Origin of the sequence: Corynebacterium axilliensis (genome assembly GCF_046097495.1) — a bacterium.
Lineage (GTDB): Bacteria > Actinomycetota > Actinomycetes > Mycobacteriales > Mycobacteriaceae > Corynebacterium.
In genome coordinates this window covers 2,333,838-2,347,631 of the sequence record NZ_CP175768.1, presented here as the reverse complement: position 1 = coordinate 2,347,631, position 13,794 = coordinate 2,333,838, and the positions used below count along the sequence as shown (strand labels likewise).

At 66.2% G+C, this 13,794-nt stretch carries 16 protein-coding genes and 1 pseudogene; 5 read left to right on the top strand and 12 right to left on the bottom strand.

The genetic code is table 11. The annotated features are described in order from the left end of the window. Positions 1 to 8 precede the first annotated feature (8 nt). A complete protein-coding gene (locus ACKFR8_RS11325) occupies positions 9 to 410 on the top strand; it encodes a hypothetical protein (RefSeq protein ID WP_408930108.1) in 402 nt (133 codons plus the stop codon). Positions 411 to 416: 6 nt separating this feature from the next. Here ACKFR8_RS11325 and ACKFR8_RS11320 read toward each other — a convergent pair whose 3' ends face one another. Next, the gene (locus ACKFR8_RS11320; protein ID WP_408930107.1) at positions 417 to 1,070 is read right to left on the bottom strand and encodes a response regulator; all 654 of its coding nucleotides are present in this window, start codon (positions 1,068 to 1,070) and stop codon (positions 417 to 419) included. A 2-nt stretch (positions 1,071 to 1,072) separates the two neighbouring features. Continuing rightward, the gene (locus ACKFR8_RS11315) at positions 1,073 to 2,221 is read right to left on the bottom strand and encodes an ATP-binding protein (protein WP_408930106.1); all 1,149 of its coding nucleotides are present in this window, start codon (positions 2,219 to 2,221) and stop codon (positions 1,073 to 1,075) included. Positions 2,222 to 2,335: 114 nt separating this feature from the next. Here ACKFR8_RS11315 and ACKFR8_RS11310 point away from each other — a divergent pair, with 114 nt between their 5' ends. Together ACKFR8_RS11310 and ACKFR8_RS11305 are read left to right on the top strand one after the other, a co-directional pair. Further along, entirely contained in the window at positions 2,336 to 3,388 is a 1,053-nt protein-coding gene (locus tag ACKFR8_RS11310; RefSeq protein ID WP_408930105.1) for a PspC domain-containing protein, read from the top strand. Positions 3,389 to 3,446: 58 nt separating this feature from the next. After that, on the top strand, positions 3,447 to 4,517 hold the full coding sequence (locus ACKFR8_RS11305; protein ID WP_408930104.1) for an HNH endonuclease signature motif containing protein: 1,071 nt from the start codon (positions 3,447 to 3,449) through the stop codon (positions 4,515 to 4,517). Between the two features lie 201 nt (positions 4,518 to 4,718). On the opposite strand, the gene guaA is transcribed toward ACKFR8_RS11305, so the two are convergent. The 3 genes from guaA to guaB form a co-directional block, all read right to left on the bottom strand. Beyond that, positions 4,719 to 6,281, bottom strand: a complete 1,563-nt coding sequence (gene guaA / locus ACKFR8_RS11300; protein ID WP_296131543.1) for a glutamine-hydrolyzing GMP synthase — start codon at positions 6,279 to 6,281, stop codon at positions 4,719 to 4,721. A gap of 137 nt (positions 6,282 to 6,418) precedes the next feature. Beyond that, the gene (locus ACKFR8_RS11295; protein ID WP_408930103.1) at positions 6,419 to 7,555 is read right to left on the bottom strand and encodes a GuaB3 family IMP dehydrogenase-related protein; all 1,137 of its coding nucleotides are present in this window, start codon (positions 7,553 to 7,555) and stop codon (positions 6,419 to 6,421) included. A gap of 12 nt (positions 7,556 to 7,567) precedes the next feature. Next, positions 7,568 to 9,082 carry an IMP dehydrogenase gene (guaB, locus tag ACKFR8_RS11290; protein ID WP_296131538.1) on the bottom strand — a complete coding sequence of 505 codons (1,515 nt, stop codon included), beginning with the start codon at positions 9,080 to 9,082 and terminating at the stop codon, positions 7,568 to 7,570. A 149-nt stretch (positions 9,083 to 9,231) separates the two neighbouring features. On the opposite strand from guaB, the gene ACKFR8_RS11285 reads away from it, so the two are divergent. Beyond that, positions 9,232 to 9,606, top strand: a complete 375-nt coding sequence (locus ACKFR8_RS11285; protein ID WP_296131536.1) for a DUF5319 domain-containing protein — start codon at positions 9,232 to 9,234, stop codon at positions 9,604 to 9,606. 67 nt (positions 9,607 to 9,673) lie between these two features. On the opposite strand, the gene ACKFR8_RS11280 is transcribed toward ACKFR8_RS11285, so the two are convergent. Further along, on the bottom strand, positions 9,674 to 10,531 hold the full coding sequence (locus ACKFR8_RS11280; RefSeq protein WP_408930102.1) for a hypothetical protein: 858 nt from the start codon (positions 10,529 to 10,531) through the stop codon (positions 9,674 to 9,676). Positions 10,532 to 10,609: 78 nt separating this feature from the next. After that, on the bottom strand, positions 10,610 to 11,185 hold the full coding sequence (locus ACKFR8_RS11275; RefSeq protein ID WP_408930101.1) for a sigma-70 family RNA polymerase sigma factor: 576 nt from the start codon (positions 11,183 to 11,185) through the stop codon (positions 10,610 to 10,612). Positions 11,186 to 11,512: 327 nt separating this feature from the next. Here ACKFR8_RS11275 and ACKFR8_RS11270 point away from each other — a divergent pair, with 327 nt between their 5' ends. After that, positions 11,513 to 11,812 carry a WhiB family transcriptional regulator gene (locus ACKFR8_RS11270; RefSeq protein ID WP_408930100.1) on the top strand — a complete coding sequence of 100 codons (300 nt, stop codon included), beginning with the start codon at positions 11,513 to 11,515 and terminating at the stop codon, positions 11,810 to 11,812. 140 nt (positions 11,813 to 11,952) lie between these two features. Here ACKFR8_RS11270 and ACKFR8_RS11265 read toward each other — a convergent pair whose 3' ends face one another. From ACKFR8_RS11265 to ACKFR8_RS11245, 5 genes and pseudogenes are all read right to left on the bottom strand, one after another. Further along, positions 11,953 to 12,114, bottom strand: coding sequence for a hypothetical protein (locus ACKFR8_RS11265; RefSeq protein WP_408930099.1), 162 nt, complete (start codon positions 12,112 to 12,114; stop codon positions 11,953 to 11,955). Between the two features lie 158 nt (positions 12,115 to 12,272). After that, entirely contained in the window at positions 12,273 to 12,410 is a 138-nt protein-coding gene (locus ACKFR8_RS11260) for a hypothetical protein (RefSeq protein ID WP_408930098.1), read from the bottom strand. A gap of 126 nt (positions 12,411 to 12,536) precedes the next feature. Further along, positions 12,537 to 12,965 carry a hypothetical protein gene (locus tag ACKFR8_RS11255; RefSeq protein WP_408930097.1) on the bottom strand — a complete coding sequence of 143 codons (429 nt, stop codon included), beginning with the start codon at positions 12,963 to 12,965 and terminating at the stop codon, positions 12,537 to 12,539. A 16-nt stretch (positions 12,966 to 12,981) separates the two neighbouring features. Then, positions 12,982 to 13,413: a hypothetical protein gene (locus ACKFR8_RS11250; RefSeq protein WP_408931023.1), complete on the bottom strand. Its 432-nt coding sequence runs from the start codon at positions 13,411 to 13,413 to the stop codon at positions 12,982 to 12,984. A 35-nt stretch (positions 13,414 to 13,448) separates the two neighbouring features. After that, positions 13,449 to 13,716, bottom strand: a pseudogene (locus ACKFR8_RS11245) (excinuclease ABC subunit UvrA); the annotation flags it as partial. Positions 13,717 to 13,794 lie beyond the last annotated feature (78 nt).

The following is a 13,794-nucleotide window of genomic DNA, read 5'->3' as shown; positions in this document are numbered from 1 at the left end:
TAGGCGCCATGAACCCCCTGCGCGCACATACCACCCCGATTCCGACCCCGCCGTGGGTGCGACTCGGCGGCTCACTTTTGGCAGGGGCGGCCGTGGCGGTGGGCACCAGCCGCATCCATTTCGGCGCGGCGCTGGGGCTGAGCTTGCTCTTCCTCGTCGCCGCTTGCGCCCTCGTTATGCTGCACCCCTACCGCGGTCAGATGCGTGCGTTTGCCCAGCGCCACAACGTCACCATGCTGCCTACCGTCTCGCAGCTTGTCCCCCTCATGCTGCTGTGGCTCGCGGTGATGCTCTCCCCGCTCATCGCGCTGCCGGCGTGGGGCAGTGCCCTCGTGTGGCTCGCGGTCTTCGCTCTGGCCTTCGTGGCCTTCCCGCACGTGGACGGCTCCCGCAAGCTCGCCTACGCCTAGCGCGCCTTAAGCCAAATCGCGCGAGGTGGCCCAGCGCGTGAGCTGATGGCGGTTGGACTGCTGGGTCTTGCGCAAAATATTAGAGGCGTGCGTCTCCACCGTCTTGACCGAGATAAACAACTGCTTGCCAATCTCGCGGTACGTGTACCCGCGCGCCAGCAGCCTTAAGACCTCCAGCTCCCGGCGCGTGAGCGCATCCACCGCTGGGTCCTGCCCCTCCTCCGGCTCCGGGGCGGGGGCACCGGAGGAAAAGGCATCCAGCACGAAACCGGCCAGGCGCGGCGAGAAATACGCGTCCCCGCTGTGGACCTGCAGGACCGCGCGCGCCAAATCCGGGCCCGAAATGTTCTTCGTCACATAGCCCCGCGCGCCCGCGCGGATCAACGCGATGACGTCCTCCGCCGCATCCGACACGCTCAGCGCCAAAAACACCGGCCGCGCAGCCTGGTGCGCGGTCGCATTCAGCACGGCGAGGCCGCCGCCGTCGGGCATGTGGACGTCGAGCAGCACCACGTCCGGACTCGTCCGCGCGATACCCTCCAGCGCCTCCGCCACGGTCCCCGCATCGCCCACGATCTCAATCTCCGGCGCCGCTGCCAGCTCCGCGCGCACGCCCGCACGGAAGACAGAGTGATCATCAACCAAAAAGACCTTCACCATGCTCATAACGCTACCGTGAGCTCCACCTCGGTGCCCTCCCCTGGGGTCGATGAAACCCGCACGCGCCCGCCTACCTTCTCTACGCGCGCGCGAATGCTGTCACGAATGCCATGCCTATCAGCGGGAACAGCCCCCACGTCGAAACCCACGCCGCGATCGCGCACGAAGATGCTCAACTCGCCCGCCAGCGCCTCCGCGTACACGTCCGCGGCCTCCGCCCCGGCGTGCTTGCCCGCGTTCACCAGGGCTTCGCGGGCGGCCTGGGTGGCGGCCAGGGAGGCGTCGGCAAGCGCGGCGTCCTCCCCCACCGTCACCAGGGATACCCGCATGTCAAAGAGGTTCTCCACCTCCGCGCACGCCGTCTCCAAGGCGCCGAAGCACGTCGTCGGGGTGGCCGAGGGGGCGTCGAACAGCCAGGTGCGCAGCTCCCGCTCCTGACTGCGCGCCAGGCGCGTGACCTCGCGCGGATCCTCCGCCCGCTTCTGGATGAGCGCCAGCGTCTGCAGCACCGAATCGTGCAGGCGGGCCGCAATCTCGGCGCGCTCCTCCGACACCGCCTTCGCTGCCTGCTCCTGCGACAGCGAACGCCACAGCTTGAGCACCAACGGCACCACCAGTGCACCAAAGCCCACCAGGGTCAGCACCGTAGCCACAATCGCCGAACCGGAGCCGTTCTCCCACGTCACCGCCGCCACCACAGCGCCGCCTAAAACCAAGACAGCACCGGCAGCCACAGCGACCAGCCCCACCGGCGTGTTCAGCCCGCGGTCATACGCCAGCCACGCCAGCACCACACCGACGGCCACGACCGCCAACGGCACCGCCGCGCTTAACGACGCCCCCGAAACCCCCAACACGCCCACCGCGCTACCCGCCAACGCCAGGATCACCAGTCCGAGGGAAAGGGGGCTGCGGCGGGCGGAGGGGGCGTCGTCAAGCGCGGGCGTGAAAATCCACAGCCCTGCATAGGCCATCGCCCCCACCCCGCCCAGCAGGGTCAGCACCGTCAAGGCGATGCGCATGGCGAGCACCGAGACCCGAAGATTCTGCGCCAGCCCCGCCGCCACGCCGGCCACCACGCGGCCAGATTGGGGGCGCGACATCACGGGATAGGGCGCCGCGTTTTCTGCGGGCACATAGGGCGAAGTCATACTAGACATAGTCCCACGCGCCACCCCTCGGGCACATCAGGGACAACCCTGAGGTCGAAAAATCAGGGCGATTACCGATACCACCGCGAGGCCCTGCGCGGCAGGATTAAAAGCATGACGAAGAACAACACTCTCAACGACATGTGGACAACCCGCCCCGTCCGCCTTCCCAAGAAGCAGGGCGGTGACGCGCAGCTCGCCGGTGTCTGCGAAGGCATCGCGGTGCGCTACCAGATCGATCCTACGATTGTGCGCGTGGCCTTTGTGGTCGCAGCACTCGCCTTCGGCGGTGGCATCGCAGCTTATCTCACCGCGTGGGTTCTCATGCCACGCTTCGGCTCGCCCTACTGCCCACTCGACGCGGCCTTGGGCAAGGATGGCGTCAAAGAGGAGCGGGAGCTCGGCTGGGTGCTGCTTGTCGGCGTCCTTCTTACCTTTAGCTCCGGCCCGTTATTCTTGGACGGACAATTCCTCACCGGCCTTCCCCCTGCCGTGCTGACCTTCGGGCTGATGGCGCTGGCGTGGTACGCCCTTCACCAACGCGAGCCACTACCACCCAGCGGGCTGCTGGCCGCCGAGCAGCCGGTGCGTGAGGAGCCGGTCAATCTCAACTCTTATACCCCGGCAGACGGCCACCCTTTCCCACCAGGGCGTCAGACCCCGCCGTCCTGGGATCCGCTCGGCGCAGTTCCCGATGCCTGGGACCTGCCGGAGCCAGAGCCGCAGGAGGAACCGACAAAGAAGCGCGGTTCGCAGTGGGCTGAGGGCGCAATTGCGCTAGGCGCCGTCGGCGTCGCTCTGACGATTGTCTTCTTTGGAGTCTCCTTCGTCTCCGAGGCCGACGACTCCAGCTTCAGTGCCCGCTTTAACGTCGGTTCTCAGCACATCGCCCCTACCAGTGCGGATGAGCTCAAGGAGCACTACGACCTGGGTATCGGCACCTCAACGGTGGATTTGAGCCACATCGAAGACCTGCGCACTAAGCACGACGTCACCATCGATATCGGAGTCGGCAGCGTCGAGATCATCCTCCCGAAGGACATTCCCGTCTCGGTGACGTGCGAGGGCGGGCTGGGAGACAGCAACTGCACGGACCGCCAGGACCCTGATGCGCTGTTGAATATCCACATCAACCAAGGTATCGGCGAGCTCACCATCACCGGCTAGCCCTGCGAATTCTGCGCTCAAGTAGCGAGGTTGCTCGGCCTGGTTTAGGCTGTGGGCTATGCAACTGGGGGGTTACATTCAGGCACTCGCGCACGGGCTCGACGTGGTCGAGCAGTGCGCCGATGTCACGCGCGCGCAGCTGGTGCAGATGGGCGCGCAGCCGGACTTCGCGGCGAAGCTGATGGGGCTCTATGAGGTGTATTTCGGGGACACCATGTTCCGCTCCCGTCAGCGCAAAGCGCGCCGCACGCGCCACGATGTGTTCACGCTCCTTGATATCGAGCGCTACTGCTCCAAGCTCAAGGCTCGTAAGGCCTGGGAGCTGCGCCAGCTGCTGGCTGCGACGCCGCGGGAGAAAGTCCCCATGGTGGCGAAGGCAAAGCTCAAAGAGTGGCGGCCGCCGCGCGACCCTGCCCCGGGTGTGCGCGTAACCCGCCGGGAGGGCCGCAACCACACGCTGAGCATCACGGACTCTTCGCTCAACATCTCCAAGCTGTTGGCCGTGCTCAAGACCACCGACGCGGACCTGCTCACCGCTGCGCACACCGTCTTCCGCGGCGGGGGTGGTGCGGGTCAGAAGCTGCAGTCCAACGTCATCGTGCGCTTGGATGAGCTGGACCGCATCGTCGACGGCGACGGCGAGGAGATTGAGCTGCAGCTGACCAACGGGGCCACGATGACGGGTGCGGAGTTCGTGCGCGAGAAGCTTGCCGACGTCGGCCTCATCACCCTCGTCCACCCTTTCCTCGGCCCCGTCAACCTGTACATGGCCAGCCGCTTCGCCAACTCCAAGCAGCGCCTAGCGCTGTCTGCGGAGCACCCCACGTGCGCGTGGCCCGGGTGCAACGCGCCTGCCGACGACTCCCAAATCCACCACCTCACCCGCTTCCAAGACGGCGGGCCGACCAACATGGCCAATTTGGTGCCGCTGTGTGCGTATCACAACGCGGTCAACGACGATAACCCGGAAAAGCCCACCGGCCGCGGGCGCATGGACCGCATCGAGGGCCGCGTGCACTACCTGCCGCCGTGGGCCGGCCCGCCGAGCCCCATCGAGAGCCCCGCGCACCCGCCGCCGGCCCGCACCGGCGCGCCACCGCCGGATGCCGGCGAACCACCGCCCGGCTAGACCGCGCAACCACGCCTGTGACCAGCCGCTCGCTGAGACAATCCTCTCGGCGTGCGGCTACTCGCGCGCGCGTGAGAAAGGTATGACCCCCTACCCGCAGCGTTCACGCCTGAATGAGCCGAAAACGCAGCGCGCGGCCGCTCCCTCGGTAATTAGGGCACGGCCGCGCAACTTCCGCGAGGGAGGCTTTCCCCTTCGCGCTTACTCCCACTCGATGGTTCCCGGCGGCTTCGACGTCACGTCGAGCACGACTCGGTTAACATCCTTGACCTCGTTGGTAATACGGGTGGAGATCTTCTCCAGCACGTCGTACGGCAGGCGGGTCCAGTCCGCGGTCATGGCGTCCTCGGAGGACACCGGGCGCAGTACGATCGGGTGGCCGTAAGTGCGGCCATCGCCCTGGACGCCGACCGAGTGAACGTCGGCAAGCAGCACCACCGGGCACTGCCAAATCTCGCCGTCCAGGCCGGCGTTGGTCAGCTCGGTACGCGCAATGAGGTCCGCCTGGCGCAGGGTCTCGAGGCGCTCCTCGGTGACCTCGCCGATGATGCGGATGCCCAGGCCCGGGCCCGGGAAGGGCTGGCGCGCCACGATTTCCTCCGGCAGGCCAAGCTGACGGCCCACCGCACGCACCTCGTCCTTGAAGAGCAGGCGCAGCGGCTCGACGAGCTCGAACTCGACGTCGTCCGGCAGGCCGCCCACGTTGTGGTGAGACTTAATGTTCGCGGTGCCGTCACCGCCGCCGGACTCCACCACGTCCGGGTACAGCGTGCCCTGCACCAGGAACGCGGCATCCTGGCCGTCCAACGCCTGGTCGACGACGCGCTCGAAGGAGCGGATGAACTCCGCACCGATGGCCTTGCGCTTGGCCTCCGGCTCGGTCACGCCGGCCAGCTTGTTGAGGAAGGCCTCGCGCTCATCAGCCGTGATGAGCTTCGCGCCAGTCGACGCCACGAAGTCCTTCTCCACCTGCTCACGCTCACCCGCGCGCAACAGGCCGTGGTCGACGAAAACACAGGTCAAACGGTCACCGATTGCACTCTGCACGAGGGCTGCGGCCACGGCGGAATCCACGCCGCCGGACAGGGCGCAAATGGCGCGGCCGTCCTCGCCGATCTGCTCGCGCACATCGTTAATGAGCTGCTCCGCAATGTTCTCCGCGGTCCAGTTCTGCTCCAGGCCTGCGACCTCGGTGAGGAAGCGGGTGAGCACTTCCTGGCCGTGCGGCGAGTGGAGGACCTCCGGGTGGTACTGCACGCCGGCCATCTTCTTGGACAGGCACTCGAAGGCAGCGACGGGCGCGCCCTCGGAGGAGGCGGTGACCTCGAAGCCTTCCGGGGCCTCGGACACCGAGTCGCCGTGGGACATCCACACCTTGTGGGTCTCCTCCAGGCCCTGGTGCAGCACGCCGCCGGACACGGTCATGTCCGTGCGGCCGTACTCGCGCGCACCAGTGGAGGCGACGGTGCCGCCCAGCACCTGGGTCATGGACTGGAAGCCGTAGCAGATGCCGAAGACCGGGATGCCGAGCTCCAACAGCTCCGGCTTCAAGGCCGGGGCACCGTCGGCATACACGGAGGACGGGCCGCCGGAGAGGATGAGCGCGGCCGGGTTCTTGGCCTTGATCTCCTCCACCGACGCGGAATTGGGGACGACCTCGGAGTAGATGCTGGCCTCACGTACACGCCGAGCGATGAGCTGCGCGTACTGAGCGCCAAAGTCCACCACGAGGACAGGACGCGGGGTTGTATTTGGGGTAGTCACGGCCACTAGTCTAACCCAGCGCCCCCGACGCAGTGAATGCCCAGTGAATAAATGCCGCGGGCACCCAGCACTCGGCCACATAACAAACCCGCCCACCAGCCTCTCTTCAGCCGGTGAGCGGGTTCGTGTGCGCGCAACTAGCGGACGGCCAGGCCGACCTTCTGGAAGGCCTTGAGGTCGGTGTAGCCGCACTTGGCCATGGCGCGCTTGAGGCCGCCGACCAGGTTGAGCTCACCCAGCGGCTCGTTGGACGGGCCGTGCAGCACGACCTCGAGCGACGGGGCGTCATCCTCGTCGGAAGCATCGGCGCCCAGGACGGCGTCACCCAGGCCCACCGGCTCGATGACACCGCGCGGGAAGCGCGGGTGGCCGGCCGTGGACGGCCAGTACCAGCCCTTGCCGCCGGCCTCGGCAGCACGCGCGAGGACCGGTCCGAGCACAACGCCGTCGGCGCCGCAGGCGATGGCCTTGGCGATATCGGCGGAGGTGAAAATGTCGCCGTCGGCAAGCACGTGCACATAGCGGCCCCCGGTCTCATCCAGGTAGTCGCGGCGCGCGGCCGCAACGTCCGCGATGGTGGTGGCCATCGGAATGTCAATGCCGAGCGTCTCCGGGTTGGTGTTCACGCCGGAGCCAACGATGATGCCGGCCGCGCCCGCACGCATAAGGTGCAGGGCCGTGGTGTAGTCCGCCACGCCGCCGGCGATGACCGGAGTGTCCAGGGAGCCGATGAACTCCTTGAGGTTGAGCGGCTCGCCGCCGGTCTGCACGTGCTCGGCGGAAATCAGAGTGCCGTGGATAAACAGCAGTTCCGCGCCGGCCTTGATGACCACCGGGGCGAGCTCGCGGGCGCGCTGCGGGGAGACGCGCACGGCCACGGTCACGCCGGAATCGCGGACTTGGGTAATGCGCTCCGCCAGCAGCTCCTCATTAAGCGGCGCGGCGTGCAGCTCCTGCAGCGTGGACAGGTCACCGAAGTTTTCGCGGACGCGCTTGAGCGCGCCCTCCAGATCCTCGTGGCGGCCCCACAGGCCCTCCGCGTTGATGACGCCGAGGCCGCCCTGCTTGCCCATCTCGATGATGAACTCCGGGGTGGCCAGCGCATCGGTGGGCTGGGAGACGAAGGGCACGTCGAAGGTGTAGGCGTCGATGTGCCACGAGGTGTCCACGTCCTTGGAGGAGCGGGTCCGGCGGGTGGGAACCAGGGAAACCTGGTTCAGGTCGTAGGTGCGGCGCGCTTCGCGGCCGACGCCGATCTCTACGTAGTCACGCATGAAAAAGTGTCCTTAGCGGTAGTTTGGTGCTTCGACGATTTGCTGAAGGTGGTGCGGGTGGGACTCCTTGAGGCCCGCCGCGGTGATCTGGACGAACTGCTTGGTTTTCAGCTCGGCCAGAGAGGCGGAACCGGTGTAGCCCATGGAGGCACGCAGGCCGCCGACGATCTGGTGGATGATGGCGTCGATATCGCCGCGGAAGGGCACGCGGCCCTCCACGCCTTCCGGCACCAGCTTGTCCTCGCTCTTGACGTCGGCCTGGAAGTAACGGTCTTTGGAGTAGGAACGCTTCTCACCGGTCAGGCCGCGGCCCTGCATCGCGCCCATGGAACCCATGCCGCGGTAGCGCTTGTACTGCTTGCCCTGCACCACCACGATGTCGCCCGGGGACTCGGTGGTGCCGGCTAGCATGGAGCCGAGCATGACGGCGTCCGCGCCGGCGGCCAGCGCCTTGGCGATGTCACCGGAGTACTGCATACCGCCGTCACCGATGACCGGCACGCCGGCCGGCCCCGCAACAGCCGCGGCCTCCATGATGGCGGTGATCTGCGGCGCGCCCACACCGGCCACCACGCGGGTGGTGCAGATGGAGCCCGGGCCAATACCCACCTTCACGGCGTCGGCGCCGGCCTCAATCATGTCGCGCGCGGCCTGGCGGGTGGCCAGGTTGCCGCCGATGACGTCGATGCGGTCACCGAAGTCCTTCTGCACGCGGGAGACCATCTCGAGCACGCGGTTGTTGTGGGCGTGGGCGGAGTCGACGACGAGGACATCCACGCCGGCGTCGACAAGCTGGCCCGCGCGCTGGTAGGACTCCTCGCCCGTACCGATGCCGGCGGCCACGAGCAGGCGCCCGGAGCCATCCTTGGAGGCGTTGGGGAACTGCTCGGTCTTCACAAAATCCTTGACGGTGATAAGTCCGACGAGCTTGTTGGCGTCATCGACGATGGGCAGCTTCTCCACCTTGTTGGTGGACAGCAGCTCCAGCGCCTCCTCCTTGCTCACGCCCTCCTTGGCCACCACTAGCGGCATCGGCGTCATAATCTCGGAAACCTTGCGGGAAAAGTCCGGCTCGAAGCGCATGTCACGGTTGGTGCAAATACCAACGAGGACGCCCTGCTTGTCGACGACCGGCAGGCCCGAAATCCGGTAGCGCGCGCACAGCGTATCGACTTCATCGATGGTCATGTCCGGGGAGGCCGTCACCGGGTCGGTGACCATGCCGGACTCGGAACGCTTCACAATCTCGACTTGCTGCGCCTGGTCCTCTGCGGACAGGTTGCGGTGGAGCACGCCGATGCCGCCCTGGCGGGCCATGCCGATGGCCATGCGGGCTTCGGTCACCGTATCCATCGCAGCCGAGGCCAGCGGCACGCCGAGGCGGATGTTGCGGGTGAACTGCGCCGAGGTATCGACCTCGGAGGGAACGACGTTGGATTCCGCCGGCAACAGCAGAACGTCATCGAACGTGAGGCCGTACAGGGCAATCTTGTCGGGGTTGTCTCCGCCGGTGTGGACGTGGCTCATGAGGGTGGGGCTCTCCTAAACAGACCAGTTGAAGTTTTCGCGGTGATCCTCACTGTAGTGCGTGGGCGGCTCGTAGTGGTAGCCGTGCGGCCGGCGGGGCCCGCGCGAGAAAATTGCCATGCGCGCGGAGAGTCAATAGGCTCGCAGGCGTGAACTTCTTCGCCAACATGCCCCGCGATCCTTTCGCGGATGACCCGAACGACCCGGCCTCCTTCCTGGAGGAGGACGACCACGTCGAGCCGCTGTCTGAGGAAGACCGCCTCAACGTCATCCATGACCTCGCTCTGGTCCAGGAGTTTGCGCGCGCGCTGACCCCGCGCGGCATCGACGGGATTTTCTTCTTCTGTGAGGACTGCGAGGAGAATCACTTCTACGAATGGGACATCCTGGCTGCCAACATGAAGGCGAGCCTGCAGGGTGAGCTAGCCCCCGTGCACGAGCCCGGCGCGGAGCCGAACCCGGCGCGCTACGTGCCGTGGGATTACGCCTTGGGCTACCTCGACGGCATGGACGCCCGCTACTAGCCGAACGTCAAAGAACCTCTCTCCCCTGGTGTAAGGGGTGAGAGGTTCTTTTTTAAGCGGCGTGCGACTACTGCTGGATCTGCACCGGCGGGAGGCCAGCGTCGTTGTTGCCGCCCTGGGACGCGTCGGTGTCCTGGCCGCCCGGGCGCTGCTCGCCGCCGGTCTGCTCGCCCGGCTCCTGATTGGTCTGTGCTGGCGGGTTCAGCGGATTGGCGGGTGCGACCGTGTTGGTGACCACGACGGTGGAGACCGCGGTTTCGGTCTGCGTCTGTGTCACGGTAACCGGCTCCTGCTGCTCCTGCGGCTTCTCCTCCGCCGGGGCGGTGGTCTCCACGGTGGTGGTTGCCGTCACGGTGGCAGGGGGCTTCTCGCGGGATGCGCGTCCGGCCTGCCCAGACTGTTCTGCGCGGTCCTGCTTGGCCTGGTCAACCATCTTGCGCGCTTCCTCCAGCAGTTGGCGGGTGCCATCCATGTCACCCTGCGCGGAGCGCTTCTCCATCTCTTCGAGCGTGCCGGCCAGCTCCACCGACACATTCTGCTCATCGGAGCCGAAAAGCGACTGGTTCACGCCATACAGCGGGGAGCCCGGGCCGGCGTTAACCAGCACGGCGCCGGAGCCCGCGATAAGCAGCGTGGCCGCAGCCGCGCCCACGAGGCCGTACATCAGCGGCTTGCCGCGGCGGCGACGGCGCGCAGCTCCGAGGGAGATAACCTCCGGCTCCTCCTCCGCGCCTTCAATGAGCGGCGCCGGTGGCATCTGGGCGTTCACTTCTCCGCGCAGCTCGAGCAGGAGGCCAGCCAGCTCATCAGCGCCGTCGGAGGGGTCAGTGCCCTGGGAGAGAGTGGTGAGGAATGCATCATCGTCAACCAAAGGCTGCAGCTGTTCCGCCACGCCCGGCTCGAGCTCCTGGTCTTTCTTCGCCATGATGTCCTCCCTTCCTTTATGTAGAGAATTCTGTAGTTATCCGTGCCAAGTTCCGAAGACTCGTCAGAGTCCGTGAGTTCACGTCGCTGGCTGTGAATCTAAAGTCTTTCGCAAGTGTGCCAACGCACGGTGCTGTGCCACGCGGACTGCGCCAGGGGTGGAGTCCACAATCTCTGCGGTTTCCTCTGCCGACAGCCCCACGAACACACGCAAGATGATAATGTCCCGGGCCTTGTCACTTAACGTATCGAGCAACGCGCGCACTCTGTTACTACCGTCTTCTACCAGCGCGGATTCCTCAGGCGTGGCGTCGGTGACGGCCTCGTCCGGGACCTCATCGGTGGGGTGGGACTGGTCGCGGCTGAGTGTGCGGTGGGCGTCGGTCACCTTGTGAGAGGCGATGCCGTATACGTAGGCCATGAAGGGGCGGCCCTTATCCTTGTAGCTGCTTATCGACGTCGCCACGGCCAGGCAAATCTCCTGCGCCACGTCGTCAGCCGTGGGCTGGCGGTTACCACCGATGCGAGCGCGGCAATAGCGCAGGACCTGCGGGTGAATGATGCGCATGATGTCCTGGAGGGCACGGCGACTACCGTCGACAGCCAGCGGGACGAGGTCCGCCAGCTCCTTATCGCTGTCGCGCGTTGTAGCCATTTCCCTGAAGGTTCCTTGCAAGTAGTGAATAGATAGCGCCACTTCGAATTCTTCCGCGGGCGCACAGGCTCACATCATGTCACATCGGCGGCGCGAATCCCGAAACGACAAGCGCACAACTGCGCGCCCACGAAAGTTCACGCAGCGTTCATGTTAACCATAACAGCTGGTCACAGCGGGCAGACAGGAGGGAAGACAGCGGGTTATACCTGGATTTCAGAAGTGCGTAACGTGTCGTTTACCCAGGGGGTACACACTTCATTCTCGTCTCACCCCGACCGGCACCGGCCGGCCGAGAGCTCTATCTTCAACGAAGGAGAATCGAACGTGTCTCAGTCATTCCTGCTCCCCGGGCCGAACGCGGATCTGTGGGACTGGCAGCTCCAGGGCGCATGCCGTGGCGAAAACTCTGACGTGTTCTACCACCCGGACGGCGAGCGCGGACGCGCCCGCGCTCAGCGCGAGAACCGTGCCAAGGCCATCTGCCACACCTGCCCGGTCATCGAGCTGTGCCGCGAGCACGCCCTGGCCTCCGGCGAGCCCTACGGCGTATGGGGCGGAATGAGCGAGTCCGAGCGTGTGGCGACTCTCCGCACGCGCCGCGAGCGCGCCACCGTCAGCGCCTAAACGCGTTCTCGGCGCCTTAAGGTCGAGCTGGGCAAACGTGATGTTTCTTTAAGTAGCATCACGGCGCTACACCACCTGGGCCAGGTAGCGCGCGGTGAGTGTGTCCGTTTCCAGGAACTCCCGCGGCGAGCCTGCCGCGATCACCTCGCCACCGGCCGAACCCGCGCCGGGGCCGAGGTCAATGCGGCGCGGTTGTGCTCGACGCAGATGAGGGTGAGGGAGGAGTCCACGAGGTCGTCGAAAAGCGCCAGCAGCGTATCGACGTCCTTTCGGTGCAACCCCACCGTCGGCTCATCCAGCACGATGATGTCCGCCTTGGCCTTGCGAACACTTAAGCATACCGCGAGCTTGAGACGCTGGCACTCGCTGCCGGAACGTTGGCGGCCTTGCAGTACTCGACGGCATCGGCAGCCAGCAGCGCCGGTACTTCCGCGAAGTTCTTGCCCGCCAGCTCGTAGCCCTAGACGTCGGCGGCGAAGCGGCGGCCCTCGCAGACTTCACAGTGCACATCCGCACTATCCATCGCACCGAACTCCACGGTGACCATTCCGGCGCCGGAGCACGCCGGGGACGCGCCATCGGAGTTGAAGGGGAACATGCCGGGGTCGCTCCCCCGTTGGCCTTGGCAAAAGCCTTGCGCAGCGCGTCCATCGCGCCGGTGTAGGTGACCGGGTTGGAGCGCCGCGAACCAGACAGCGAAGACTGGTCCACCACAAGGATGCGGTCACTGTCCGGCAGGCACTCCATGAGGGAGGACTTGTCCGAGCCCGCCACGCCTGTGACCACCGTGAACACGCCCAACGGAATGTCCACGTCGAGATCCTGGAGATTGTTGCGGGACGCACCGCGGATCTCCAGGTGGCCGGTGGGGCTGGCGCACATCCTCCTTGATCGTGGCCTTCTCAACCTCGACAGCGTCCGCGGTGACGATTTTCCCGCCGGCCACACCCGCGCCCGGCCCGAGTTTTACCACGCTATCCGCAATGGCCATTGTCTCCGGGTTGTGCTCCACCAGGAGCACCGTGCTGCCCTTATCGCGCAACTGCAGCAGCAGGTCGTTCGTCTGCGTAACGTCGGGTGGGCGCAGGCCGGCGGTCGGTTCGTCGAAAACGTAAGTTACGTCCGTGAGCGCCGAACCGACGTGGCGGACCATGCGCGTGCGCTGCACCTCACCGCCACTGAGCGTGCCCGTCGGGCGCTCCAGGGTCAGGTAGCCCAGGCCGACCGCGCAACGGGGCGGCAGCCAGCAGTGAGTTAAGGGGGCGCGTCGGCAAGCTCCATGGCGCACACGTCCGCGATGGGACCCCGTCGATGTAGGACTCGCGCGCGTGCTGCGCCAGGCGGGGTGCCGTGGCACTCGGGCAGTCGATGAAGACCACCGCGCGCTCTACAAAGGCGCGCATCTGCTTCTGCAGGGACTCCACGGGCTTGCTCAGCACGCTGGTCTTCAGCCGCGTGACCAGCCCCGTGTAGCTCACGTTGATGCCGCCGACCTTGACCTTGGTCTCGGTCTCATACAGGTCACGCTTCCGTTCCGCAGTAAAGTCTTTAACGGGCACGTCAGCCGGGTACAGCCCGGACTCGGCGTAGGCGCGCCACATCCACGAATCCGCCTTCTTGCCGGTTTAGACGATGGCGCCGTCGTGAGGGACAAGGACTCGTCGACGAGCTGGCGCATGTCGACGTCCGGCCGCGGCGGCGAGTCCATAAAGCCTTGGACGAAGCCGGGGTAGGTCTCGTTGATGAGCCGCTGCGACTCGGCGGCGATGGTGTCGAAGACCAGGGAGGTCTTGCCAGACCCGGACACGCCAGTAAAGACGGTGAGCGCGCTTGTGGATGCGCAGGTCGACGTTCTTGAGGTTGTTCTCGCGGGCTCCGGTGACCGTAATGTATTCGCGTTCCACGGTGCCTCAGTCTAACGACGGGGCGGGGTGCTGCGCCCTCCGGATACGAAAAGGCCCACCTCCCCGCGGGTTATGCGG